This is a genomic window from Paracoccus haeundaensis (genome assembly GCF_006239215.1).
Lineage (GTDB): Bacteria > Pseudomonadota > Alphaproteobacteria > Rhodobacterales > Rhodobacteraceae > Paracoccus > Paracoccus marcusii.
Map to the genome: position 1 here is coordinate 82,658 of NZ_VDDC01000007.1, position 23,121 is coordinate 105,778.

At 67.1% G+C, this 23,121-nt stretch carries 22 protein-coding genes and 1 tRNA gene; 5 read left to right on the forward strand and 18 right to left on the reverse strand.

Annotated features, from left to right (window positions below; translation table 11 throughout):
• Nucleotides 1–3: 3 nt before the first annotated feature.
• The 6 genes from FHD67_RS03320 to FHD67_RS03345 form a co-directional block, all read right to left on the reverse strand.
• Complete coding sequence (locus FHD67_RS03320) at nucleotides 4–825, reverse strand: ABC transporter ATP-binding protein (RefSeq protein WP_045980988.1); 822 nt, start codon at nucleotides 823–825, stop codon at nucleotides 4–6.
• Between the two features lie 55 nt (nucleotides 826–880).
• On the reverse strand, nucleotides 881–2,161 hold the full coding sequence (locus tag FHD67_RS03325) for an ABC transporter substrate-binding protein (protein ID WP_046000717.1): 1,281 nt from the start codon (nucleotides 2,159–2,161) through the stop codon (nucleotides 881–883).
• 47 nt (nucleotides 2,162–2,208) lie between these two features.
• Nucleotides 2,209–3,285, reverse strand: a complete 1,077-nt coding sequence (locus FHD67_RS03330) for a branched-chain amino acid ABC transporter permease (protein ID WP_046000716.1) — start codon at nucleotides 3,283–3,285, stop codon at nucleotides 2,209–2,211.
• Between the two features lie 82 nt (nucleotides 3,286–3,367).
• Nucleotides 3,368–4,351 (reverse strand): branched-chain amino acid ABC transporter permease, encoded by a 984-nt coding sequence (locus tag FHD67_RS03335; protein ID WP_046000715.1) that lies wholly within the window; start codon nucleotides 4,349–4,351, stop codon nucleotides 3,368–3,370.
• Nucleotides 4,352–4,384: 33 nt separating this feature from the next.
• Nucleotides 4,385–5,206, reverse strand: a complete 822-nt coding sequence (locus tag FHD67_RS03340; protein ID WP_139597805.1) for an ABC transporter ATP-binding protein — start codon at nucleotides 5,204–5,206, stop codon at nucleotides 4,385–4,387.
• The gene (locus FHD67_RS03345; RefSeq protein ID WP_139597806.1) at nucleotides 5,203–7,179 is read right to left on the reverse strand and encodes an AMP-binding protein; all 1,977 of its coding nucleotides are present in this window, start codon (nucleotides 7,177–7,179) and stop codon (nucleotides 5,203–5,205) included. Before FHD67_RS03345 ends, FHD67_RS03340 begins: the two co-directional genes overlap by 4 nt.
• Before the next feature lie 171 nt (nucleotides 7,180–7,350).
• On the opposite strand from FHD67_RS03345, the gene FHD67_RS03350 reads away from it, so the two are divergent.
• Together FHD67_RS03350 and FHD67_RS03355 are read left to right on the forward strand one after the other, a co-directional pair.
• On the forward strand, nucleotides 7,351–9,237 hold the full coding sequence (locus FHD67_RS03350) for a hybrid sensor histidine kinase/response regulator (RefSeq protein WP_139597807.1): 1,887 nt from the start codon (nucleotides 7,351–7,353) through the stop codon (nucleotides 9,235–9,237).
• Nucleotides 9,234–9,935, forward strand: coding sequence for a response regulator transcription factor (locus tag FHD67_RS03355; RefSeq protein WP_046000711.1), 702 nt, complete (start codon nucleotides 9,234–9,236; stop codon nucleotides 9,933–9,935). Before FHD67_RS03350 ends, FHD67_RS03355 begins: the two co-directional genes overlap by 4 nt.
• A 232-nt stretch (nucleotides 9,936–10,167) precedes the next feature.
• Here FHD67_RS03355 and FHD67_RS03360 read toward each other — a convergent pair whose 3' ends face one another.
• Nucleotides 10,168–11,610, reverse strand: coding sequence for an aldehyde dehydrogenase family protein (locus tag FHD67_RS03360; protein ID WP_139597808.1), 1,443 nt, complete (start codon nucleotides 11,608–11,610; stop codon nucleotides 10,168–10,170).
• Between the two features lie 141 nt (nucleotides 11,611–11,751).
• Here FHD67_RS03360 and FHD67_RS03365 point away from each other — a divergent pair, with 141 nt between their 5' ends.
• Nucleotides 11,752–12,408 (forward strand): peroxiredoxin, encoded by a 657-nt coding sequence (locus FHD67_RS03365; protein WP_045980997.1) that lies wholly within the window; start codon nucleotides 11,752–11,754, stop codon nucleotides 12,406–12,408.
• On the opposite strand, the gene FHD67_RS03370 is transcribed toward FHD67_RS03365, so the two are convergent.
• The 9 genes from FHD67_RS03370 to FHD67_RS03410 form a co-directional block, all read right to left on the reverse strand.
• Nucleotides 12,409–13,233, reverse strand: a complete 825-nt coding sequence (locus FHD67_RS03370) for a glycosyltransferase (protein ID WP_139597809.1) — start codon at nucleotides 13,231–13,233, stop codon at nucleotides 12,409–12,411.
• Nucleotides 13,230–14,021, reverse strand: coding sequence for a hypothetical protein (locus FHD67_RS03375; protein ID WP_046000708.1), 792 nt, complete (start codon nucleotides 14,019–14,021; stop codon nucleotides 13,230–13,232). Before FHD67_RS03375 ends, FHD67_RS03370 begins: the two co-directional genes overlap by 4 nt.
• The gene (locus tag FHD67_RS03380; RefSeq protein ID WP_139597810.1) at nucleotides 14,018–15,142 is read right to left on the reverse strand and encodes a rhamnan synthesis F family protein; all 1,125 of its coding nucleotides are present in this window, start codon (nucleotides 15,140–15,142) and stop codon (nucleotides 14,018–14,020) included. The genes FHD67_RS03375 and FHD67_RS03380 overlap by 4 nt, the downstream gene beginning before the upstream one ends.
• A gap of 91 nt (nucleotides 15,143–15,233) precedes the next feature.
• Nucleotides 15,234–17,378 (reverse strand): polyribonucleotide nucleotidyltransferase, encoded by a 2,145-nt coding sequence (pnp, locus tag FHD67_RS03385; protein WP_046000707.1) that lies wholly within the window; start codon nucleotides 17,376–17,378, stop codon nucleotides 15,234–15,236.
• A 230-nt stretch (nucleotides 17,379–17,608) separates the two neighbouring features.
• Nucleotides 17,609–18,139, reverse strand: coding sequence for a hypothetical protein (locus FHD67_RS03390; protein ID WP_139597811.1), 531 nt, complete (start codon nucleotides 18,137–18,139; stop codon nucleotides 17,609–17,611).
• A 298-nt stretch (nucleotides 18,140–18,437) separates the two neighbouring features.
• Nucleotides 18,438–18,707 carry a 30S ribosomal protein S15 gene (gene rpsO / locus FHD67_RS03395; RefSeq protein WP_045982834.1) on the reverse strand — a complete coding sequence of 90 codons (270 nt, stop codon included), beginning with the start codon at nucleotides 18,705–18,707 and terminating at the stop codon, nucleotides 18,438–18,440.
• A 134-nt stretch (nucleotides 18,708–18,841) separates the two neighbouring features.
• Nucleotides 18,842–19,795, reverse strand: a complete 954-nt coding sequence (locus tag FHD67_RS03400; RefSeq protein WP_246071207.1) for a calcium-binding protein — start codon at nucleotides 19,793–19,795, stop codon at nucleotides 18,842–18,844.
• A gap of 197 nt (nucleotides 19,796–19,992) precedes the next feature.
• On the reverse strand, nucleotides 19,993–20,118 hold the full coding sequence (gene ykgO / locus FHD67_RS03405) for a type B 50S ribosomal protein L36 (protein ID WP_042245282.1): 126 nt from the start codon (nucleotides 20,116–20,118) through the stop codon (nucleotides 19,993–19,995).
• Between the two features lie 82 nt (nucleotides 20,119–20,200).
• Nucleotides 20,201–20,275, reverse strand: a tRNA-Val gene (locus tag FHD67_RS03410).
• A gap of 155 nt (nucleotides 20,276–20,430) precedes the next feature.
• Between FHD67_RS03410 and FHD67_RS03415 the strand changes: the two genes are divergently transcribed.
• Nucleotides 20,431–21,294: an N-formylglutamate amidohydrolase gene (locus tag FHD67_RS03415; RefSeq protein WP_245008393.1), complete on the forward strand. Its 864-nt coding sequence runs from the start codon at nucleotides 20,431–20,433 to the stop codon at nucleotides 21,292–21,294.
• Nucleotides 21,291–21,701 (forward strand): NUDIX hydrolase, encoded by a 411-nt coding sequence (locus tag FHD67_RS03420; RefSeq protein ID WP_139597813.1) that lies wholly within the window; start codon nucleotides 21,291–21,293, stop codon nucleotides 21,699–21,701. Before FHD67_RS03415 ends, FHD67_RS03420 begins: the two co-directional genes overlap by 4 nt.
• Here the strand turns inward: FHD67_RS03420 and FHD67_RS03425 are convergent.
• Nucleotides 21,682–22,386 carry a hypothetical protein gene (locus FHD67_RS03425; protein ID WP_139597814.1) on the reverse strand — a complete coding sequence of 235 codons (705 nt, stop codon included), beginning with the start codon at nucleotides 22,384–22,386 and terminating at the stop codon, nucleotides 21,682–21,684. The genes FHD67_RS03420 and FHD67_RS03425 overlap by 20 nt on opposite strands.
• A gap of 48 nt (nucleotides 22,387–22,434) precedes the next feature.
• Entirely contained in the window at nucleotides 22,435–23,115 is a 681-nt protein-coding gene (gene pyrF, locus FHD67_RS03430) for an orotidine-5'-phosphate decarboxylase (protein ID WP_176695044.1), read from the reverse strand.
• Between the last annotated feature and the right edge of the window lie 6 nt (nucleotides 23,116–23,121).

A 23,121-nucleotide genomic window follows, 5' to 3' on the forward strand; every position in this document is an offset into this window, starting at 1 on the left:
CCCTCAGGCCAGCCAGCGCTTGCGCCGGCGATAGCTGCGCACCTCGCGGAAGGACTTGCGCCCCTCGTCCGACATGCCCAGGTAGAATTCCTTGACGTCCGGGTTCTCGCGCAGCTGCGCGGCCGGACCCTCCATCACGACGCGCCCGTTCTCCAGGATATAGCCCTGATGGGCATAGCGCAGCGCGACGTTGGTGTTCTGCTCGGCCAGAAGGAAGGTGACGCCCTCGCCCTCGTTCACGGCCTTAACGATCTGGAAGATCTGCTCGACCAGTTGCGGGGCCAGGCCCATCGACGGCTCGTCCAGCAGGATCATCTGCGGGCGCGACATCAGCGCGCGACCCATCGCGGTCATCTGCTGTTCGCCGCCCGAGGTGTATCCCGCCTGGCTCTTCCGCCGCTCGCGCAGGCGCGGGAAATAGTCATAGACCATCTCCAGATCGCGCTTGATGGCGGCCGATCCGTCGCGGCGGGTATAGGCGCCGGTCAGCAGGTTCTCCTCGACCGTCAGGTGCTCGAAGCAGTGGCGGCCCTCCATCACCTGAATGACGCCGCGCCGCACCAGGGCGGCAGGGTCCAGCGCGGTGATGTCGTCGCCCTGATAGGTGATCGAGCCCTTGGTCACCTCTCCGCGTTCACTGGCCAGCAGGTTCGAGATTGCCTTGAGCGTCGTCGTCTTGCCTGCCCCGTTGCCCCCCAGCAGCGCAGTGATGCCGCCCTTGGGGACCGTCAGGCTGACACCCTTCAGGACCAGGATGACGTGGTTGTAGATCACCTCGATGTTGTTGACGTCCAGCAGCGTCTCTTGGGTCCGGGTATCGAACATGGGCAGCCCCCTTGGATGCGGAACCGGCGGCGGAATGACCGCCGCCGGTCGTGGATCAGTTGCAGCGCGCGGTCAGGCCCGCCTCGGCGGCATAGGCGGCGCTGTCTTCCTTGATCAGCGGGTCCAGGATCTCGGCATCCGGCTCGATGAAGTCGGTGATCAGCGACCAGCTGCCCTCGGCGGCATTCCACTGCTGCACGCGGGCCAGGCCGTCGCCGCCATGGTTGTCGCAGGACAGCGCGATGGGCGCGCCGAAATCGGGCAGGCCCAGCTCGGCCATGCGCTCGGCGGTGATGTCCAGCGCCTCGAAGCCGTCGCGCATCTGCGCGGGCGTGATCTCGGGGGTGCCGGCCAGCTCCTGCGCCTTGGCGATGGCCTCGGCGATCACCAGCGCCGCATAGGCGCCGCGCGAATAGAGAACGCTGCCCGCCTGATCGCCTGCACCGGCCGCCAGACCCTTGTCATAGACATGCGTCTGCAGGTCCTCGTACAGCGGATAGTCTCGGCCCACGCCGTGGAAGGTCAGCGCCTTGTAGCCCTCGGCCCCGGCCCCCGCCGCGCGCACGTCGTTCTCCGATCCCGACCACCAGATGCCGATGAACTTGTCCATCGGAAAGCGGATGTTGACGGCCTCCTGGATGGCGACCTGGTTCATCACGCCCCAGGCATACATGATCACGTAATCGGGTCGGTCGCGGCGGATCTGCAGCCATTGCGACTTCTGCTCCTGGCCGGGTGCGTCCACGGGCAGCAGGCTCAGTTCGAACCCGTGCTTTTCGGACAGTTCCTCCAGCGTCCGGATCGGCTCCTTGCCATAGGCCGAGTTGTGATAGACCAGCGCGATCTTCTTGCCGGACAGGTCGCCCCCCTCCTGGTCCAGGATATGCTTGACCGCGACCGAGGCGCCGTCCCAATAGTTCGCCGGCGCGTTGAACACCCATTCGAAGACAGAACCGTCCTTGGCCGAGGTGCGGCCATAGCCCGGCGTATAGAGCGGGATACCGTCCTGGGTGATCCGCGGGATCAGCTGATAGGTGATGCCGGTCGACAGCGGATTCAGGACCAGCGGGTTCTGGGTGCGCAGCGATTCATAGCACTCGACCCCCTTCTCGGTGTTGTAGGCGGTCTCGCATTCCGGGACCTGGATGCGCTGGCCGCCGATGCCGCCGTCGCGTTCGTTGAGCAGCGTGAAGTAGTCGGCAAAGCCGTCGGCATAGGGGATGCCGTTCGCGGCATAGGGGCCGGTCCGATAGGACATGTTCGGCACGATCAGGTCCGCCAGTGCGGGGCTTGCGGCCATCATCGTGGTGGCCAGGGCGGCAAGGGTCAGTTTCATTGCGGGTCTCCTCCCAGAGATGCGATGCCGGTTGCCCGGTCTTGACGTTAATGCGGGAACGGCCACAGCCGCAGCTTGTCCTTGGCCAAGCGCCACAGGCGCGCCAGGCCGTGCGGCTCGACGATGAGGAAGGTCACGATCAGCGCGCCCACGATCATCAGCTCGATATGGGCGGCCAGATCGGTGGGCCAGCCCATGTTGCCGACCAGGAAGTTCTTGAGCAGCACCGGCAGCAGCACCAGGAAGGCCGCGCCGGCGAAGCTGCCGAAGATGCTGCCCAGGCCGCCGATGATGATCATGAACAGCACAAGGAAGCTCTTGTTGATGCCGAAGGCCTCGCCGACCTCGGCAGCCCCCAGATAGACCGCGAACAGAAGCGCGCCCGCGATGCCGATGAAGAAGCTGCTGACGGCGAAGGCCGACAGTTTCGCGCGCAGGGGGTTCACGCCGATGATCTCGGCCGCGATGTCCATGTCGCGGATTGCCATCCACTTGCGCCCCAGGCTGCCGCGCGTCAGGTTGCGCGCGACCCAGGCCAGCACGAAGGCGAAGACCAGGCAGATCAGGTATTTCGCGGGCGCGGTCGCGGCCGGGCCGGTCACTGCCTGGTCGAACACCGTGCGCGTCGGCGCGGTGATCTGGCCCGAGGCCGAATAGTTGTAGAACCACGGCACCTTGTTGAACAGCCAGACCAGGAAGAACTGCGCGGCCAGCGTGGCCACGGCCAGATAGAAGCCCTTGATCCGCAGGCTGGGCAGGCCGAACAGGACGCCCACCCCGGCGGTGATGCCGCCCGCCAGCAGGATGTGGATGACGATGCTGACATCCGGGAATGCCGTCATCAGCTTGTAGACTGCATAGGCCCCCACGGCCATGAAGCCGCCGGTTCCCAGGCTGACCTGACCCGCATAGCCGGTCAGGATGTTCAGCCCCAGGGCCGCGATCGCGTAGATCAGGAACGGCACCAGCACCGCATTGGCCCAGTAGTCGTTGATGACGAAGGGAATGATCCCGAAGGCCAGCGCCAGGATCGCGTAGTAGCCCCAACGGTCCAGCCGGATCGGGAAGGTCTGGCCGTCATCCCGGTAGCTGGTCTTGAAGTCGCCTGCCTCGCGATAGATCATGCGGTCGTTCCCTGTGCTGCGGTCGTGGCGGGGGCCAGCCCCCGCACCCCCGGGATATTTTTCTGAAGAAGAAGGGGCATGCTCACACCCGCTCGATGATGCGTTCGCCGAACAGGCCTTGGGGTCGGAACACCAGGAAGAGGAGCGCGAGCACATAGGCGAACCAGTTCTCGGTCGCGCCGCCGACCATCGGGCCGATGGCGAATTCGAATAGCTTCTCGCCCACGCCGATGATCAGCCCGCCCACGATGGCCCCCGGGATCGAGGTGAAGCCGCCCAGCATCAGCACCGGCAGCGCCTTGAGCGCGATCAGCGACAGGCTGAACTGCACCCCCGATTTCGTGCCCCACATGATGCCCGCGACGAGGGCCACGAAGCCCGCGATCGACCAGACCATCACCCAGATGAAGCGCAGCGAGATGCCCACCGACATGGCCGCCTGGTGGTCGTCGGCCACGGCGCGCATGGCGCGGCCCTGCTTGGTGTATTGCGCGAAGGCCACCAGTGCGGCCACCAGGATCGCCGCGATCAGCGTGGCCCACAGGTCCAGCCGGTCGATGAAGAAGCCGTAACCGAACCATTGCGCGGTGACGGCCTCGATCCCGTCCGAGATGCCCTGCGGCAGTCCCACATCCAGCGTCTTTATGTCGGCACCCCACATCACGTCGCCCAGGCCCTCCAGGAAATAGGCAAGGCCGATGGTCGCCATGAAAAGGATGATCGGTTCCTGCCCCACCAGGTGCTGCAGGACCAGCTTCTCGATCAGGAAGGCCAGGCCGACCATCACCAGCGCGGTCAGGGCCACGGCCAGAACCGCGGGCACCGTCCAGCCGAAATGGTGCAGCGAGGTGCCGAAGGCCGCGTTGATCAGATGCGCGAAGGGCACCTGGCCGTTCTGGATGCCCACCAGCGTCAGAGCCGCGAACAGCGCCAGCACCCCCTGGGCATAGTTGAAGACGCCCGACGCCTTGAAGATCAGTACGAAGCCCAGCGCCACCAGCGCGTACATGACCCCGGTCATCAGGCCGTTCAGCACGACCTCGGCGGCGAAGATCAGCTGGTCCATGGGTCGCGTCCTTTCACTTCTGCACGGATCGGATCAGTCATGGGCCACCCCCAGATAGGCGTCGATCACCGCCTGATTGCTGCGCACCTCGACCGGCGTGCCGTCGCCGATCTTCTTGCCGTAATCCATCACCACCACCCGGTCGCTGAGGTCCATGACCACGCCCATGTCGTGCTCAATCAGGCAGATCGTGGTGCCGAACTCGTCGTTCACCGACAGGATGAAGCGGGACATGTCCTCCTTCTCCTCGACGTTCATGCCGGCCATCGGCTCGTCCAGGAGCAGCAGGTTCGGTTCCGCCGCCAGCGCGCGGGCCAGTTCGACCCGCTTCTTCAGGCCGTAGGGCAGACGGCCCACGGGCGTCTTGCGAATGTTCTGGATCTCCAGGAAGTCGATGATGCGTTCGACCACGGCGCGGTTCTCGTTCTCCTCGCGCTCGGCCGCGCCCCACCACAGGGCCTGGGACAGGAAGCCCGCCTTCATCTTATTCAGGCGCCCGGTCATGATGTTGTCCAGAACCGACATGCCGTCGAACAGCGCGATGTTCTGGAAGGTGCGGGCGATGCCTAGGCGCGCGACCTGATAGGGCTTCATCGCCGGGCGCGGCTGGCCCTTGAAGATGACCTGCCCCTCCTGCGGGTTGTAGAACCCCGAGATGATGTTCAGCATCGACGACTTGCCCGCGCCGTTCGGGCCGATGATCGCGCGGATCTCTCCCTGGCGGATGTCGAAGCTGATGTCCTTGATGGCTGTCACGCCGCCGAACCGCAGGGTGATGTTTCGCAGCTCCATCACCACGGGGCCGATCTGACGGCCGTCGGCGGTCACATAGCCGTCCTGGGTCATCGCGTTCATTGGGCTGCTACCTTCTGACGGGCCGCGTCGCCGAAGACGCGGGCATCCTCGATGCGCAGGGTCGCGCTGATCGCACCCTTGCGGCCGTCCTCGTAGGTGACCTCGGTCCGGGTATGGACGCTGGACGAGCCGTCATAGAGCGCGGTGACCAGGTCGTGGAACTTCTCGGTGATGACGGCGCGGCGGACCTTGCGGGTGCGGGTCATCTCTCCGTCGTCGGGGTCCAGCTCCTTGTGCAGCACCAGAAAGCGATGGACCTGGCAGCCCGACAGCATCGGGTCCTGCGCGACGGATTCGTTCACCGCCTCGACATGGCCGCGGATGGTCTCATAGACCTGCGGGTGGCCCGCCAGCTCCTGATAGCTGCCATAGGCGATGTTGTTGCGTTCCGCCCAGTTGCCCACCGCGGTCAGGTCGATGTTGATCATCGCGGTGCAGAAGTCGCGGCCGTTGCCGATGACCACGGCCTCCAGGATGTTGGGATAGAACTTCAGCTTGTTCTCGACATATTTGGGGGCGAACATCGCGCCACTGGCCATGCGGCCCACGTCCTTGGCGCGGTCGATGATGCGCAGATGGCCGGTCGCCTCCTCGAAGAAGCCCGCGTCGCCCGTGGCGACCCAGCCCTCCGGGTCCTTGGTCGATGCGGTGCTGTCGGCGTTCTTGTAATATTCGACGAAGGTGCCGGGGCTGCGGTAGTAGACCTCGCCGTTCTCGCCGATGCGGACCTCGACGCCGGGGCTGGGCACGCCCACCGTGTCCGAGCGCACCTGCCCGTCGGGCTGCTGGGTGATGAAGACCGAGGCCTCGGTCTGGCCGTAAAGCTGCTTCAGGTTGATGCCCAGGCTGCGGTAGAAATCGAAGATCTCGGGGCCGATCGCCTCTCCGGCGGTGTAGCCCACGCGCACGCGGCTGAGGCCCAGGGTGTTCTTCAGCGGGCCGAAGACGAAGATCTTGCCCAGCGCATAGGCCAGCTTGTCGCCCAAGCCGACCGTCTTGCCGTCCAGGAGCGCCGGGCCCGCGCGATGCGCGACCGCCATGCCGCGCTTGAACAGCCACCGCTTGAAGCGGCTGGCATCCTCCATGCGGATCATGACCGAGGTCAGCTGACCCTCGAAGACGCGGGGCGGCGCGAAGAAATAGGTCGGCCCGATCTCGCGCATGTCGGTCATCATCGTGTGCGCGCCCTCGGGGCAGTTCACGGTGAAGCCCGACCACATCGCCTGGCCCATCGAGAAGATGAAGTCGCCCACCCAGGCCATCGGCAGATAGGCCACGATCTCCTCGACCTCGGTCAGATGGTCGAAATCGGCGGTGTTGCGGGCGGTCTCGATGATGTTTCGGTTGGACAGGACCACGCCCTTGGGCTTGCCCGTCGTGCCGCTGGTGTAGAGCATCACGCAGGTGCTGTCGTAATTCAGCCCGGCGATGATCGCGTCCAGCCGCGGCCCCAAGGTGGCGGCCCCCGCCCGGCCCTGCGCCTGCACGTCGGCCAGCGACGCCATGTTGGCATGGTCGTACTTCCTCAGGCCCCGCCCGTCGGTATAGATGATGCGGGCCCGCGCGCCGGTGGTCTGCTCGACCTCCAGCACCTTGTCGACCTGCTCCTGATCGCCGCACAGCACGAAGCGCGCGCCGCAATGATCCAGGACATAGGCCATCTCCTCGGCCACGGCGTCCTGGTACAGGGGCACCGGGATCGCGCCGCACATCTGTGCCGCGATCATGCCCCAGTAATGCGCCGGACGGTTGCGCCCGATGATCGCCATGTGATCGCCCGGCGCCAGCCCCTGCGCCATCAGCCCCATCGCCAGGGCGCGGATCTCGTCCGCGGCCTGGGTCCAGGTCCAGCTTTGCCAGATCCCGTATTCCTTCTCGCGATAGGCGGGGCGGTCGCCAAAGCGGGCGACGTTGCGCGCCAGCAGCGCGGGCACGGATTGCAGATCGCCCGGGGGCGTGTGCTGAACGGTCATGTATCCTCCCTCAAGGCGCGGACGCCCTGTCGCGCGGCACCTCCCCGTGCCCCGCGACACACATACCATTGGCGCCAAACCTTGCGCCAGTTTTACGCGATTCCTACGAAATGTTACGACGCTTTCGCACGCTGCACACCGGTGCTAGGCCAACGGGCGGAGGAGACCGCCATGCACCACCCCGACCCCGTCACGCGGGCCGAGATTCGCGCCGACCTGACCCGGTCGGGGCTGAACCTGATCGGCCAGGCGCTGTCCATCTTCGACGCGGACCTGCGCCTGGCGGTGGCCAACCGGCAGTACCAGACGATGTTCGACCTGCCCGACGACCTGACCCTGCCGGGCAGCCATTTCGAGGACACGATCCGCTTTCTGGCCCGGCGCGGCGAATACGGCCCGACCGAGGACCCCGAACAGGCCGTCGCCCTGCGCGTGGCCCAGGCCCGCACGTTCCAGCCGCACTACTTCGAACGCGAACGCGCCGACGGCCGGTGGGTCGCGGTCGAGGGCGCGCCGCTGTCCCAAGGGGGCTGGGTCACCGTCTATACCGACATCACCGACATCAAGCGCCAGGAAGCGCTGCTTCGGGCGCGGTCGGACGCGCTGTCCGAACAGGTGCTGCTGAATGCCGAACGGCTGGCGGCGGCGAACCGCAAGCTGGCCGCGACGAACGCCGCCCTATCCGAAGCGCAGCGCATCCTGACCCGGACCGAGGCCCGCACCCGCCAAGTGACCGAGATGGTCCCGGCCCATATCGCGCATATGGACGCGCAGTTCCGCTATACCTTCTCCAACCGGCGGCTGCCGGTGATCTTTCCGGGGGCCGAGGGCGACATCGTCGGACTGACGCTGGAACAGGCCCTGGGGGCGGCCACCGCGCGAACCCTGCACCCGTTCATGGAGCGCGCGCTGGCGGGCGATCCCCAGGTGTTCGAGATCACCCACCCCACCTCGGGCCGGCGCATCCGCATCGCGCTGACGCCGGACCGCGATGGTCAGGGGGTTTATATCCTCTCCACCGATGTCAGCGCCGAGGTCCAGTCGCGCGAGGCGCTGGCCCATGCCGCGCGGCGCAACCTGGCCGCCCAGCTGACCAGCGGCATGGCGCATGATTTCGGCAACTTGCTGACGATCATCCTGGGCCTGCAGGCCCGTCTCGCCGCCCGCGACCTGCCACCGGACGCGGCCGAGGATGTCCAGGCGACGCTGGCGGCCGCCCGCCGCGGGGCCTCGCTTCTGGACCGGCTGGCGCAGATCACCGGCGCGCGCGAACCCGCGCTGGAGCCGACGGACCTGCCGACGTTGCTGTCCGATCTGGCGGTGCTGGCCCGCCCTTCGTTGTCCGAAGGGACGCGGCTGGACCTGGCCGTGGCCCTGCCGCCCGGACAACTGCTGCTGGACCCCGGCGCGCTGCAGGATTCGGCGCTGAACCTGATCCTGAACGCCAATGCCGCGATCACCCCGCCCGGCGTCATCACGCTGAAGGCGCGGCGCAGCGGCGACTGGCTGGAACTGACGGTGGGCGATACCGGACCCGGCTTCACCCCCGAAGCCCTGTCCCGCGCGACGGAACCCTTCTTCACCACCAAGAAGGGCCAGGGATCGGGTCTGGGCCTGTCGATGGTCTATGACCAGACCAAGATGGTCGGGGGCACCATGCGCCTGTCGAACGGGCCGCGGGGCGCGCAGGTGATGCTGCGCCTGCCCTGGCGGCCCGTGGCGCGACGGATGGTGCTGCTGGTCGAGGATGACGACCAGATCCGCGCCCAGGTCCGCGACCAGCTGACCGGGCTGGGCCATGCGGTGATCGAGGCCGCGTCCCTGTCGGAGGCCCGCGCCCTGACCGACCTGCCGGGGCTGGAGGTGATCCTGTCGGACATCCAACTGGGCGATGGGCTGGGACTGGATCTGGTGGGGACGGTGCCCCTGGTGATGATGACCTCGCTGCCACCGGGCGATCCGCTGCGTGCCCGCGCGCCGGGGCCGGTGCTGACCAAGCCCGTAACGGCCCCGCGCCTGGCCGCCGCACTGGCAGCCCCCGCAGAGGAGATGCCATGACCGACGCCCCCCTGATCGCGATCCTGGACGACGAGCCGCAGATCCGCCGCATCCTGTCCGCCGCGCTGGAACAGGCAGGCTTTCGCACGCAAAGCTTCGGTCGCGCGACCGAGTTCGAGGCCGCGCTGCGCCGCATCACGCCGGATGCCTGCCTGATCGATTTGGGCCTGCCGGACCGGGACGGGTTGGCGCTGGTTCATCGGCTGGCATCCGATTCGGGCGCGGTCATCATCATCGTGTCGGGACGGGCGCAGGTCCAGGACCGGGTGACGGGATTGGAGCTGGGGGCCGACGACTACATCACCAAGCCCTTCGAGCCGGCCGAGGTCGTGGCCCGCATCCGCGCCCGCCTGCGACGGCCGTCCCAGAGCGCGACCCAACGCCCCCAGACGCTGCGCTTTGCTGGCTGGACGGCGGATTTCGACCGTTACCTGCTGACCGCGCCCGACGGCATCGAGACACCGCTGAGCCATGCCGAGGCAGAGGTGCTGCGCCTGTTCACTGATAACCCCCGCCGCCTGATCACCCGCGCACAGATGCTGGAAACCCTGGGCGGCACGGCCGGCGACAGCTTTGATCGGGCGATGGACGTCCGCATCTCGCGCCTGCGGACCAAGCTGGGCGAGGATCCCAAGAACCCGCGGCTGATCAAGACGATCTATGGCGCGGGCTACATCTTTCTGGCCGAGATCGGCTGAGTTCCGCACCGGATCACGGTTTGCCCTGCCGGGCGGTAGCGGCGCAAGCCGGCCCCATCGAGGGGCTGGCTTGCGCGCGGGGGCTATGCCCCCGCAGGCCCTACACCATCAACGTCGTCGCAATCCTGCACCGCTGTCGCATCTTGACCCGGTCTGTGGGGTATCCCAGCAGGGGGGTCCGGGGGGACGGGAAGTCCCCCCGGCACGTCGCGGGACGCAGACGGCCCGACGGTCAGGCGTCGCGGTCCCATCCGCTGATGGCCTTGCTGTCCATGAACTCCTCCAGCCCCATCACGCCGCCTTCGCGCGCCCGGCCGGATTTCTTGACCCCGCCAAAGGCCGATCCGGCCCCGCGCGATTCGCCGTTCATCTCGACCATGCCCGCCCGCAGCTGCCGCGCCACGCGGTTACGGCGCGCGCCGTCCTGGCTCTGGACATAGTTCGTCAGCCCGTAGGGGGTGTCATTGGCGATGGCCACGGCCTCCTCCTCGCTGTCGAAGGGGATGATTGACAGAACCGGGCCAAAGATCTCCTGCTGCGCGACTGTCATGTCGTTCGACACATCCGCAAAGACCGTCGGCCGCACGAAATAGCCGCGGTTCACCCCCTCGGGCAGGCCCGGCCCGCCCGCGACCAGGCGCGCACCCTCGTCGATGCCCGCCTGGATCAGGCCCTGGATCTTGTCCCATTGCTGGCGGCTGACCACTGGGCCGATATGCTTGCCCGGCTGATGGGCGCTCGCCACGGCGGTCTCCTCGGCCACCTTGGCCGCGACCTCGACCGCGCGGTCATAGGCCGAGCGTTCGACCAGCATCCGCGTCGGCGCGTTGCAGGACTGCCCGCTGTTGTAGAAGCAGTGCCGCGCCCCCCGCACCACCGCCTTGTCGTCGGCATCGGCAAAGACGATGTTGGCGCCCTTGCCACCCAGCTCCAGCACGACCTTCTTCAGGCTGTCGGCCGCGGCCCTGCTGATCGCGATGCCTGCGCGGGTCGAGCCGGTGAAGCTGATCATCTCGACATCCGGATGCACCGACAGCTGGCTGCCGACCCCCGCCCCGTCGCCGTTCACCAGGTTGAAGACGCCCGCGGGCACGCCCGCCTCGTCCAGCACCTCGGCAAAGACCATCGACGACAAAGGCGCGATCTCGGAGGGCTTGAGCACGCAGGTATCCCCCGCCAGCAGCGCCGGGATCACCTTCAGCGTCACCTGGTTCATCGGCCAGTTCCAGGGCGTGATCAGGCCCACCACGCCCACCGGCTCCCACGCGACCATGCTGGTCGGCGCATGCGCCCCCAAGGGCCGCACGAACTGGAACTCCTTGAAGGCGGTGATGAAGTTGCGCGTGTGCCAGGCCCCGGCCTCGGCCTGGTCGGCCAGCGACATGTCCTCGGGCGCGCCCATCTCCAGGCTGATCGCGCGGGCGATGTCGGGCATGCGCCGCTCATAGATCGCCAGGATGCGCTCGACCACGGCCAGGCGTTCGGCGGGCGGCGTCGCGGCCCAGGCCGGAAAGGCACGCTTGGCCGCGGCCACCGCGGCATCGGTATCCGCCTGATCGCCGATCGAGATAACCGCGACCGCATCCTCGGTCGACGGGTCGATCACCTCCAGGTCGCGTGCCTGCACGGGGTCGACCCAGGCTCCGTCGATATAGAATTTCCGCTGGTCCAGCATCTGGTCCTCCTGACTGGCATTCGGGCAAAGCCTGTCACCCCGCAGGCCGCGCCGCAACCCCGGCCGCATGGCGCCCCCACTGGCATTCCGCGCCGCGGCGCTTATCTATGGGGGACGCAACCAACCGGAAAAGGAGCGCCCATGTCCCTGCGCATCAATGACACGGCCCCCGACTTCACCGCCAATTCGACCGAAGGGCAGATCCGCTTCCACGACTGGATCGGCGACAGCTATGCCATCGTCTTCAGCCATCCGCGCGACTTCACCCCGGTCTGCACCACAGAATTCGGCGCCGTGGCGCAACTGGCCCCCGAATTCGAAAAGCGTAACACCAAGGTGCTGGGCGTGTCCGTGGACAGCGTGGACGACCATCAGAAATGGAAGGCCGATATCGGTAAGGTCGCGGGCGTTCCCGCGAACTTCGCCATCATCGACGACAGCGACCTGGGGGTCGCCAAGGCCTATGACATGCTGCCGGCCGAATACTACCTGCCGACCGAAGGCCGCACGCCCGCCCATTCCGCGACCGTGCGCACCGTCTTCATCATCGGGCCGGACAAGAAGGTCCGCCTGACCATGACCTATCCCATGTCCGTGGGCCGCAATTTTGCCGAGATCCTGCGCGCGCTGGACGCGGTGCAGAAGACTGACGGCGTGCCGATTGCCACGCCCGCCAACTGGGTGCCCGGTCAGGACGTGATCGTGGCCCTGTCCCTGGACGATGCCGCGGCCGAGGCGAAATACGGCCCCCTGGACATCAAGCTGCCCTATCTGCGCTATGCCAAAGACCCGGCCTGATCACGGCCAGCCGTAATGATCCAGCAGGGCGGCGATGGCACGGTCATTGCCGCCCTGCCCTGCGGCGGGGCGGTTCACCGAACGCAGGCTGACCGCCTGGCTGCCTTCCCATTCAAAGATGCGGGCACGTTCGCCGATCTTGACGGGCTGAGATCCGGCCATGCGATGCATCCAGTACAGCCAGATGTCGTCCGCCCCCGGCGCCAGCCGCATGAACAGATCGTCGCGCGTGACGTCGGCATGGAACACGCCGGGGGCATAGATCACCCCCGACACGCCGGTCGGAAAGACCAGCGGCCCGGTCTGTGGCGTCCGCAGATTGTGATCCCAGCCCTCGTAAGGGGCGGGACGGCTGCCTTCCATCACCACGCCATGTGCTCGCAGGCAGGCGACACCCGCGCCCCGATGCGCGGCTTCGACCAGACGCTCCAGCCAGTCGGCAGGATAGTACAGGTCGTCATCCGCCGTGGCGACATAGGCGTCGGGGTGCTCCAGCAGGGTCGGCACGATCTTCTTGTAGGACCGCCACAGCGGGCAGACACGGATCTCCAACCGCGACATCGCCCGGACTTCGGCGGGCAGGTGCTGCTGATCGCCCTCGTCCAGCCACAGGATCACGCGATCGGGCTGCACCGTCTGGCGCAGCAGCGCGCGCAGCGTCGGCGCCAGCGTCGCGAACCGCGCGCGGTGGCTGGTCAGCGACACGATCAGCGGCGCAGGCAGGCCGTGCGGCCTGCCGGGACGGTCCGGGCGGCTGGCGGTTTCCGCCAGTGCGCGGGCCAGCCTGCGGCGGTGCTTGAACCGGCGGAACGCGTCGCGGATCACGGGTTTTCCCACGCGCGGCGCAGCCAGCCGATGTCGCCGATGCGGCGATACCACTTGTGCCCACGCCCGGCAAAGACGTCCTCCATCTTGGGCGCGCCGGCGAACAGCACGATCCTTGCCCCCTGGGGCAGCGACGGGTCGCGCAGATAGCTGGCCAGATTGCGCGGCACGCAGTCGTTCTTGAAGCTGACGCACCAGCCCTTTGGCCAGTAATGCAGGTTCCCATGCGCGGCCAGCTGCGCCGACTGGAACTGCTGGCTGATCTCATAGTCCCGGGTGGCCGCCGCCGGATCGGCCAGATAGGCGTCCAGCACATAGCCATGATCGCCCACCCGATAGCGGAAGACGCTGGAATTGCCGACGCTGTGCAGGAACCGGTCGCGGTCCGGATTCACCTTGCGCAGGGGTTTTGCCCGGAACAGGTCGTCGTCACGGATGATGAAGAAGTCGCCCGGCAGATCGAAGAACGGGCCCAGGTCATCCACCACCACCAGGTCGATGTCCAAGAACAGCGCCGTCCCCGACAGGGCCGCATCGGCGCCGCCCAAGTCGCGCCGGAACAGGGCCAGCTTGCGCCAGCGGGTGTCCGAATGGCCCTGGGGCAGCCCCAGCTCGGGCAGCGGCAACGCCTCGACCTGCGGATCGAGGCCCGCCGCATCGTCCGTGAAGCAGATGAACCGGTGCGGCCGGTCCAGATGCCGCCGGACCTGTGCCGCAAGCCGGTTCACATCGGCACTGCTGTAGAGCGTGCCCCATTTCATCGTCAGGATCAGCAGGGGTTCGGTCATCGCTTGTCCCACATTTCGACTTCGCGCCGGATCGGTTCGGGATAGGCGGCGTGCAGGCCCAGCTCGATCATCTTGGCACGCTTGCCGACCATCATCTCGACGCGCTGCTTCTTGAGGAACGGAAACCCAAGCGAGGTCATGACCGCCGGATGCAGCGCGGTCGAAAAGACCAGCAGTTCGGTGTTGTCGATACGCTCGCGCAGCATGTCGCGGATCTGCAGCGCGCTGAGCGCCGGGTCCGCCAGCAGCGGATCCAGCAGGCGCGAATCCTTACGGTTCACCTGCGCCTGGTGGTGCAGGATGTCGCGCATCATCTGTTCGTCATCCAGCGTCAGCAGGAATTGCACCACCTCGCGCCAGCTGTGCAATCCGCCGACGGAATAACCCAGCTTGCGGAAATGGCGGGTCAGACCCAGTTCGCGCAGCTGGATCACGATGCGCTTCTCGTTGACCAACGACATCTTGCGCCAATAGCGGTCGAAATCCGGGTCGCGCACCATCCGGCCCGAAAAGCGGAAGAAATATGACTGCACATGCTGGGCGTTCATGTCGCCCGTCTCTCGATGCTGCTGGTCCAGGTCGATGAACAGGCCCCACAGATCCTCGGGCGCGGCACGGCTGCGCTTCAGCACGTCGGAATCCTCGGACAGGGGGAACCACATGCTGTCGTTCATGATGTACAGCGCCTTGGGGCGAATGCCGCGGTCAAGAACCTGCAGCACGCCCTCGCGGTATCCGCCGAAATCATAGCCCAGGTTGGGTCGTTCGACGACAAGATGGGACAGCTCTGCCAGACGCGCGCGGTCATCCGCCGCCAGCGGTGCATTGGTCACCACGACCACCGACACGCCCTGCGACGCCATCCAGCGCAGCTGCCACAGCGTCGAATCCAGCAACCCGCGCGGCTGATAGATCAGAAGGACCGCGACCTCGTCCATCAGGGGCTGGGCGCCTTCTGTCACGTGAACCGTCTTGTGGCGCCGCAGATCGTGCGCCGCCCGCGCGACGTGGCCCCAGGACGGCAGCACCAAGGCCGCGATCTGACGACCGACGCGCCGCGTCTCTCGGACCAGCTTTTCGGAAAGCGTCTTCTCGGGCGGCATGAAGGGTTTTTCGGTCACGACACTGGCCTTGTGCAGCGTGCACGCCACGGCGTGCGGAATGTCGAAAGGGGGCAGATGCCCTGCCCCCTTCTGTCTTTCGGTGCGGATATCAGCCTTCGGCCGACTGGTCCTGCTTTTCCTCGATCTCGGCGCCGGTTTCCTGGTCGACCATCTTCATGCCCAGACGAACCTTGCCGCGATCGTCGAAGCCCAGCAGCTTGACCTTGACCTCCTGGCCCTCCTTCAGGATCTCGTTCGGATGACCCAGGCGGCGGTTCGCGATCTGGCTGACATGAACCAGCCCGTCGCGCTTGCCGAAGAAGTTCACGAAGGCGCCGAAGTCGACCAGCTTGACGACCTTGCCGGTATAGACCTTGCCCTCTTCCGGCTCGGCCACGATCGAATAGATCATGTCATAGGCCTTCTTGATCGAATCGGCGTTGGCCGACGCGATCTTGATGATGCCGTCGTCGTTGATGTCGACCTTGGCACCCGAAACCTCGACGATCTCGCGGATGACCTTGCCGCCCGAACCGATCACTTCGCGGATCTTGTCGGTCGGGATCTGCATCGTCTCGATGCGCGGTGCATGGGCGCTGAACTCGGTCCGGCCTGCGGTCAGGGCATTGGCCATTTCCGACAGGATGTGCAGACGACCGTCCTTGGCCTGGGCCAGGGCCTGCTCCATGATCTCGGGCGTGATGCCCGCGACCTTGATGTCCATCTGCAGCGACGTGATCCCGTTCTCGGTCCCCGCCACCTTGAAGTCCATGTCGCCCAGGTGGTCTTCGTCACCCAGGATATCCGTCAGCACGGCAAAGCGGCCGTCCTCTTCCAGGATCAGGCCCATCGCCACGCCGGCGACCGGCGCCTTGAGCGGCACGCCCGCATCCATCATCGACAGCGAACCGCCGCAGACCGACGCCATCGAGGACGATCCGTTCGATTCTGTGATCTCGGACACGACGCGGATGGTGTAGGGGAAGTCCGTCGCCGCGGGCAGAACCGCCTGCAGCGCGCGCCATGCCAGCTTGCCGTGGCCGATCTCGCGGCGGCCGGGGCTGCCCACGCGACCCACCTCGCCGACCGAATACGGCGGGAAGTTGTAGTGCAGCAGGAAGTTCGAACGCGAGTTACCATGCAGCGCGTCGATGATCTGTTCGTCATCGCCGGTGCCCAGGGTCGTCACGACCAGCGCCTGCGTCTCGCCCCGCGTGAACAGCGACGAGCCGTGGGTGCGCGGCAGGATGCCGACCTGGCTGACGATCGGACGGACGGTCTTGGTGTCGCGGCCGTCGATGCGGGCGCCGCCGCTGATGATGTCGCCGCGCAGGATGCCCGATTCCAGCTTCTTCAGCGCCGAACCCAGGTTGGCATCGGCCAGCTCTTCCTCGGTCAGGGCGTCCTTGACCTTGGTCTTGGCGGCGGCGATGGCGTCCTGACGCTCGGACTTGTCGCGGATCGCGTAAGCCGCACGCATGTCGGCCTCGCCCAGCGACTTCACGCGGTTGTAGAGCGCGCTGTAGTCGGGCGACTGGAAGTCGAACGGCTCCTTGGCGGCATCCTCGGCCAGGTCGATGATCAGGTCGATCACCGGCTTGATCGCGTCATGGCCGAACTTGACCGCGCCCAGCATCTCCTGTTCGGTCAGCTCATAGGCCTCGGATTCGACCATCATCACGGCGTCGGCGGTGCCGGCGATGACCAGGTCCAAGCGCTGTTCGGGGTTGTTGCGCAGGCCGTCCATGTCCTGAACCTCGGGGTTCAGCACGTATTCGCCGTTCGAGAAGCCGACGCGGGCGCCTGCGATCGGGCCCATGAAGGGCACGCCCGAGATGGTCAGCGCGGCGCTGGCCGCGATCATCGCGACGATGTCGGGATCGTTGACCAGGTCGTGGCTCAGCACGGTGCACATCACCAGCACTTCATGCTTGAAGCCGGGGGCGAACAGCGGGCGGATCGGACGGTCGATCAGGCGCGCGGTCAGCGTCTCCTTTTCGGACGGACGCGCCTCGCGCTTGAAGAAGCCGCCCGGGACCTTGCCGGCGGCATAGTATTTTTCCTGGTAATGCACTGTCAGCGGAAAGAAGTCCTGTCCGGGCTTCGGCGCCTTCGCGAAGGTGACGTTGGCCATGACGCTGGTCTCGCCCAAAGTGGCGATGACGCTGCCGTCGGCCTGACGGGCAACCTTGCCCGTTTCCAGCGTCAGGGTTTCCTGGCCCCACTGGATCGATTTCTTCACTTCATCAAACATCTGATTTCCTCAAAGGGTGCTCCGGCCCTCCGGCCACCCATGTCATGTATCGCGGCCCCATTGCCGCCGCCCCTATCCTTTGCATGTGCCCCGGGGCAGGACCTCACGTCACAGATGACAGGGGCCATACAGGAAAACGCCGGATTTGGGAAGGGCGGCGACGGATGCGCCAAAGGCGGCCGTACCACGGTGCGGCCGCCCGTTTCCGGCCCGCCGACCGGGCGGTCGCGTCAGGCGGCGACCGGCGCGCGGCGATCGGCCACCGGGGCGGCGGCGGCCGAAACCGGGGCCGCCGCCTCTGGCGCGCGGAACAGGTCGCGCAGTTCGGCATAACCCGTCCTGGCAAGGTTCAGCAGACGGTCGCGCTGCAGCTGGCTTTCGCCAAAGCTGCGCGCCTGCGCCTCCTCACCTAGACGCGGCTCCTCGGATTTGACGGCAGCGGGTACGGCATCCGCGACCGGCGCGGCCTCGCCCAGCGGCGCGGGGCGCGGGGCGGCGGGGGCTGCCGTGGGCGTCGCATCGGGGGCAGGCTCCGTCCGGGCCACCTGGCTGCCTTCGACGGCCCGGGCCATGGCGTCGGGATCATAGCCCGCCTCGGCGTCCGGCGTCGGTTCCGGTTGCACCGCCACGGCCTGCTCCTCGGCCGGGACGGGCTGGGTCTGCTGCGCCGGGGCGGTTTCCTGCGGTTGCTGCGGCGGGGGGCTGCTGGGTGCCGGTGCGGTGTTCGTGCGCCAGCCATTGGTCAGGCCACTGATCAACATGTCAACTCTCCTACGATGATGGCGGGCTGTTAACGTTTCAGTCACCACACGATCCAGAAGACGGTCCTGAAAGTTTTAGCGATTGCCCGGACGCGGCAAGGCCCCGCGATTGCCGGGCATGCAGGCTGTTTTCGACAGCATATTGATTTGACTTTGATTCTTTCCGCGTGACTGCCCAGGCGGGGCCACTGGGCCGTTCGGGGATTGCCAAGCGACCTGCCCTTAAGGACAGCCGCCGCCCGCAATGCAAAACGCCCGCGACAGGGTCGCGGGCGCCAGGGAAATGCGGGTGCCGGTCTTAGCGACGCAGGCCCAGCTTGCCGATCAGGGCGGTGTAACGCGCCTCTTCCTTCTTCTTCAGATAGTCCAGCAGCTTGCGGCGCTGTGCGACCATCATCAGCAGACCACGACGCGAGTGGTTGTCTTTCTTGTGCGACTTGAAGTGCTCGGTCAGGGTGGCGATGCGCGAGGACAGGATCGCGATCTGCACTTCCGGCGAACCGGTGTCGCCTTCCTTGGTGCCGAACTCTGCGATGACGCGGGCTTTTTCTTCGACGGTGATCGACATCGGGATCTCCTTTCGGATGAAGGGTGAGGGCACAGGCCGGGATGTCGTCCAGCAAGGTCCATGAAACACCGCACGGACCGGATGTCCGGCGGATGCGCGCGTCTAGCCCATCAGGGGCGAAAAGGAAAGCCCGTTCAGCCGCCGATGGCCACGATGCGAATGTCGCCCAGGCGCAGGGCCTCGGGGTTCAGCAGGCGCCCCACGGCCTGGCCGTTCACCTCCAGCAGCGTGCTGCCATCCGCGTCCTCGCGCAGCGACAGCTGCACGTCGCGCGCGACCTGCGCATCCAGATGCAGGACCAACTGGTCGTGATCGCCGTGGAAATCGGCCAGCGTCGGAAAGCCCTCCTGGACCTGGCGCAGCAAGAAGGTGTCGTCGCCCGCGTTGCCCGACGCAAAGTCATGCGCGCCGGGCATCAGCGTGTCGTTGCCGTCCCCGCCGTTCATCCAGACGGTTTCGGGGCCGTCATGGCCGATCAGCACGTCGTCGCCCGCGCCCCCGTCCAGATCATCCGTGCCGCCGGTCGAGACCAGCAGGTCGTTACCCTCATGCCCGGCCAGGACGTCGTCGCCCTCGCCTCCGAAAAGCGAATCATCGCCCTCCCCGCCCATCAGGGTGTCGTCGCCATCCTCTCCGAACAGCATGTCATTGCCGCCCTGACCGGCCAGCAGGTCGTCGCCCTCGCCACCATAGATAAGGTCGTCGCCGCCAGGCCCATAGACCGCGTCGCCCTGAACCCAGTCATCGCCGGCCCCCGCCTCGATCGTGTCGGCGCCCAGGCCGCCCCGCAGGTCGTCCGCGCCGCCCTGCCCGCGAATCAGATCGTCGCCGGGCGTCCCCATCAGGAAATCCAGCCCGTCCGATCCGTCGATCACCGATTCGTCCGGCGCGGCCGGCACTTCGGGCTCCGGTTCGGGCTCGGGCTCCGGCTGGGGTTCGGGCATGGTGGGGGGCAGGCTCTCGCCCTCCTCCTCATCGGGGACGGGGGTGTCGTCGTCGTCATCCTCGGCATGCCGACTGGTCAGCGCGCTGACATCGACCATCATCCCGGCCATCAGCACGCCCAGAATCCCGCCCAGAATGATCATCGACCCAGACCCCGTTCGCGACCGGCCCCATGCCGATGCCCCGATACTAACGCGCCATGGCCCGGCATCGTACGGAAAAGTTGATAAAACCTTAATGCGGGTTGGCGGCCCGGCATGAAAAAACCCGCCCTATGCGGGGCGGGTGATTCTGTCGTTTCCGCGTGACCTGCCGGATGACCCGGCCAGGACCCCACCGATCAGCCCTGGCGGGCCTTGAAGCGGCGGTTGGTCTTGTTGATCACGTAGATGCGGCCCTTGCGGCGCACGACCTGGCAGTCGCGGTGCCGGCTCTTGAGCGAGCGGAGCGAGTTGCGAACCTTCATCGGTTTTCTCCATCGTCGCGGCGCGTCGCAGCCGCATTGGAAAACGAAATGCCCCCGGTTTTGGCCGGGGGCGGCGAAATAATGGTGGGCGGTACTGGGATCGAACCAGTGGCCACTACGATGTCAACGTAGTGCTCTACCGCTGAGCTAACCGCCCGTTCCTTGGTGATTCCATCACGTTTCCTTGCGAAAACCCGATGCAATCCCCTCGGTCCGCAGGTCTTTAACCGAGGTGTCTGGGGTATTCAAGGCCTATCGGTGGGCAATTTTTCAGGTTTATATGCGATGACGCGCCGGATGCCGAGGTCTGCCTTGTCCCAGCCTGATCTGCCCTATGTCGTGACCCGCCCCCGCCACTGGCTTTCGGGGGTGATCTTCGCATCCCCGCATTCGGGCCACGACTATCCCGACTGGTTCCTGCAGGGCACCCGCCTGCCCATCCAGACCCTGCGATCGTCCGAGGACGCCTTCATCGATCGGCTGATCGCGCCCGCCACGGCCTTCGGCGCGGTCACGCTGGCCGCGCGCATCCCGCGCTGCATCGTGGACCTCAACCGCGGCGCGGACGAGATCGACCCCCTGGTCGTGCGCGGCGTGCCGCGTCACCCGCTGAACCAGCGCACCCTGGCCGGGCTGGGGGTGATTCCCCGCGTTGTCAGCCAGGGTCGGGTGATTCACGACCGCCAGATCGACCGGGCCGAGGCCGACCGCCGGATCGACGCCTGCTGGCGCCCCTATCACGCGGCGCTGTCCGGGCTGATCGCGCAGGCCCGTGCCCGATTCGGGCAGGCGATCCTGATCGACATGCACTCCATGCCCCATGATGCGCTGTCGCATCTGCAGGGGACGCGGCCCGACATGGTGCTGGGCAACCGTCACGGCCTGTCGGCGGCGGCGCGCATCTCGGACGCGGTCAGCGCCGCGGTCGAGGCCGAGGGCTGGACCCTGCGCCGCAATGCCCCCTTCTCGGGGGCCTACATCTGCTCGGCCTATGGCCGCCCCGCCCAGAACGTCCATGTCGTGCAGCTGGAGATCGACCGCTCGCTCTACATGGACGAGGCGACGATCACCCCCCGCCCCGACTTCGACGACTTCGCGGCGCGAATCGCGCGGGTGATCGGCCGCCTGTCCGGCCTGGGCCAGGATCAGTCGGGCGGGCGCGTCGCCGCGGAATGACCGCCGCGGCCTTCAACGGTGCCAAGCTGCTGCTGACCCATGGCGACCGGCTGCTGACCTGCCTGCGCGACGATCGCCCCGACATTCCCTTTCCGGCGCATTGGGACCTGCCCGGCGGCGGCCGCGAAGGACAAGAGACGCCCGTCCAATGCGCCCTGCGCGAGCTGGACGAGGAGTTCGGGCTGCACCTGTCCCCGCAAGCGCTGACCGGTCGGGCGTTTCCGTCGCATTCCGCGCCCGGACTGATGTCCTGGCTGTTCGCGGGGCAGATCAACGCGGCCCAGATCGCCGCGATCCGGTTCGGGGACGAAGGTCAGGGGTGGTGCATGATGCCGGTGGCCGACTATCTGACCCATCCGCGCGCGATCCCGCATTTTTGCCGCTGGATCACCGCGATGCGGCGATGACGGCGCGGGTCAGCGGGCGCAGGCTGTCGCCCTTGACTGCCCAACTGGTCGCAAAGGCAAAGGTGGCCGCCGTCTCCAGCCAGAAGACCGGGCGCACGCGCGCCAGCGTATCGTCCAGGCCCGTCGCGAACAGCAGCCCGATCAGGCCGATGCTGACGATGATCGTCCATCCGCAGATGCGATAGATGCGGTTCGACGCGGCCTTTTCCGGGCCGTCCACGGTACCCCTGACGAACAGCACCAGGCAGAACACCGCCAGCGCGGCAAAGAACAGCCCCGCCGCGACGACATGGATCAGCGCCGACAGGCCCGGACCCGCGATGCACTCCAGCGCGGTGCAGGGCCCGTCCGGCCCGTCGGTGGGCACCAGGGCCACCAGCGCGATGGAGACCGCCGCCAGCCGCGCCATGGCCTTGTCGGTGATCCATTCGCCCGCATCGGGGCGGAACCCTTCATAGCTCCACAGGAACACGGCCTGCGCGATCAGCGTGCCGACGAAGACCTCGCGCATCGGAGAGTAATAGTAGGCCGAGATGCTGGTCCGCAGCGGCTCGGGCCACAGCACCGCATAGGCCAGCAGCGCCAGCGGCAGAAAGAACCCCAAGGCGCCGATGGCGCGGCGCACCGCCAGGAAGGACAGGACCAGCTCGTTGCGGACCTTCTGCACGCCGCCGTCATCGTCCATCGCACCCCCCACGTTTAGCGCCATGCTGGGACGCGGGGGCGCCGGGCGTCAAGCCAGTTCGGCCAGGATCGCCTGCGCCGCCGCGCGCGGATCGGCGGCCTGCCAGACCGGGCGGCCCACCACGATGTGGTCGACCCCGGCGGCGATGGCCGATGCGGGCGTCTCGACCCGCTTCTGGTCGCCCAGGGCGCTGCCCGCGGGGCGCACGCCCGGCGTCACGATCAGGCGCGACCCCGGCAGGGCGCGGATGTCGGCGGCCTCGCGCGGGGAGCAGATGATGCCGTCGGCCCCCGCCTCGAAGGCGCGGGCGGCGCGTTCAACGGTGATCTGGTGCAGGTCGCCCGCCTGCATCATTCCTGCGTCCAGGTCCGCCCGGTCCAGCGAGGTCAGGATGGTCACGCCCAGGATCTTCAGGTTCGACCCCGCCGCCCCCTGCTTGGCCGCCGCCACCACATGCGGGTCGCCATGCACGGTCAGGAAGTCCAGATCGAACTGCGCCAGGCCGCGCACCGCGGCCTCGACGGTCGCGCCGATGTCGAACAGCTTCATGTCCAGGAAGATGCGCTTGCCGTGCTCCTGCTTCAGCTCGTTGGCCAGGGCCAGGCCGCCGCCGGTCAGCATGCCCAGCCCGATCTTGTAGAAGCCCACGGCGTCGCCCAGGCGTCCCGCCAGGTCCAGCCCCGCCACGGCATTCGGCACGTCCAGCGCCACGATCAGCCGGTCATCCATCACGCA

Bases quoted from the DNA above. Each gene is read 5' to 3' on its own strand.
- FHD67_RS03320 (WP_045980988.1), bottom strand. From the start codon at position 825: ATGTTCGATACCCGGACCCAAGAGACGCTGCTGGACGTCAACAACATC.
- FHD67_RS03325 (WP_046000717.1), bottom strand. From the start codon at position 2,161: ATGAAACTGACCCTTGCCGCCCTGGCCACCACGATGATGGCCGCAAGC.
- FHD67_RS03330 (WP_046000716.1), bottom strand. From the start codon at position 3,285: ATGATCTATCGCGAGGCAGGCGACTTCAAGACCAGCTACCGGGATGAC.
- FHD67_RS03335 (WP_046000715.1), bottom strand. From the start codon at position 4,351: ATGGACCAGCTGATCTTCGCCGCCGAGGTCGTGCTGAACGGCCTGATG.
- FHD67_RS03340 (WP_139597805.1), bottom strand. From the start codon at position 5,206: ATGAACGCGATGACCCAGGACGGCTATGTGACCGCCGACGGCCGTCAG.
- FHD67_RS03345 (WP_139597806.1), bottom strand. From the start codon at position 7,179: ATGACCGTTCAGCACACGCCCCCGGGCGATCTGCAATCCGTGCCCGCG.
- FHD67_RS03350 (WP_139597807.1), top strand. From the start codon at position 7,351: ATGCACCACCCCGACCCCGTCACGCGGGCCGAGATTCGCGCCGACCTG.
- FHD67_RS03355 (WP_046000711.1), top strand. From the start codon at position 9,234: ATGACCGACGCCCCCCTGATCGCGATCCTGGACGACGAGCCGCAGATC.
- FHD67_RS03360 (WP_139597808.1), bottom strand. From the start codon at position 11,610: ATGCTGGACCAGCGGAAATTCTATATCGACGGAGCCTGGGTCGACCCC.
- FHD67_RS03365 (WP_045980997.1), top strand. From the start codon at position 11,752: ATGTCCCTGCGCATCAATGACACGGCCCCCGACTTCACCGCCAATTCG.
- FHD67_RS03375 (WP_046000708.1), bottom strand. From the start codon at position 14,021: ATGACCGAACCCCTGCTGATCCTGACGATGAAATGGGGCACGCTCTAC.
- pnp (WP_046000707.1), bottom strand. From the start codon at position 17,378: ATGTTTGATGAAGTGAAGAAATCGATCCAGTGGGGCCAGGAAACCCTG.
- FHD67_RS03390 (WP_139597811.1), bottom strand. From the start codon at position 18,139: ATGTTGATCAGTGGCCTGACCAATGGCTGGCGCACGAACACCGCACCG.
- rpsO (WP_045982834.1), bottom strand. From the start codon at position 18,707: ATGTCGATCACCGTCGAAGAAAAAGCCCGCGTCATCGCAGAGTTCGGC.
- FHD67_RS03400 (WP_246071207.1), bottom strand. From the start codon at position 19,795: ATGATCATTCTGGGCGGGATTCTGGGCGTGCTGATGGCCGGGATGATG.
- ykgO (WP_042245282.1), bottom strand. From the start codon at position 20,118: ATGAAGGTTCGCAACTCGCTCCGCTCGCTCAAGAGCCGGCACCGCGAC.
- FHD67_RS03420 (WP_139597813.1), top strand. From the start codon at position 21,291: ATGACCGCCGCGGCCTTCAACGGTGCCAAGCTGCTGCTGACCCATGGC.
- FHD67_RS03425 (WP_139597814.1), bottom strand. From the start codon at position 22,386: ATGGACGATGACGGCGGCGTGCAGAAGGTCCGCAACGAGCTGGTCCTG.
- pyrF (WP_176695044.1), bottom strand. From the start codon at position 23,115: ATGGATGACCGGCTGATCGTGGCGCTGGACGTGCCGAATGCCGTGGCG.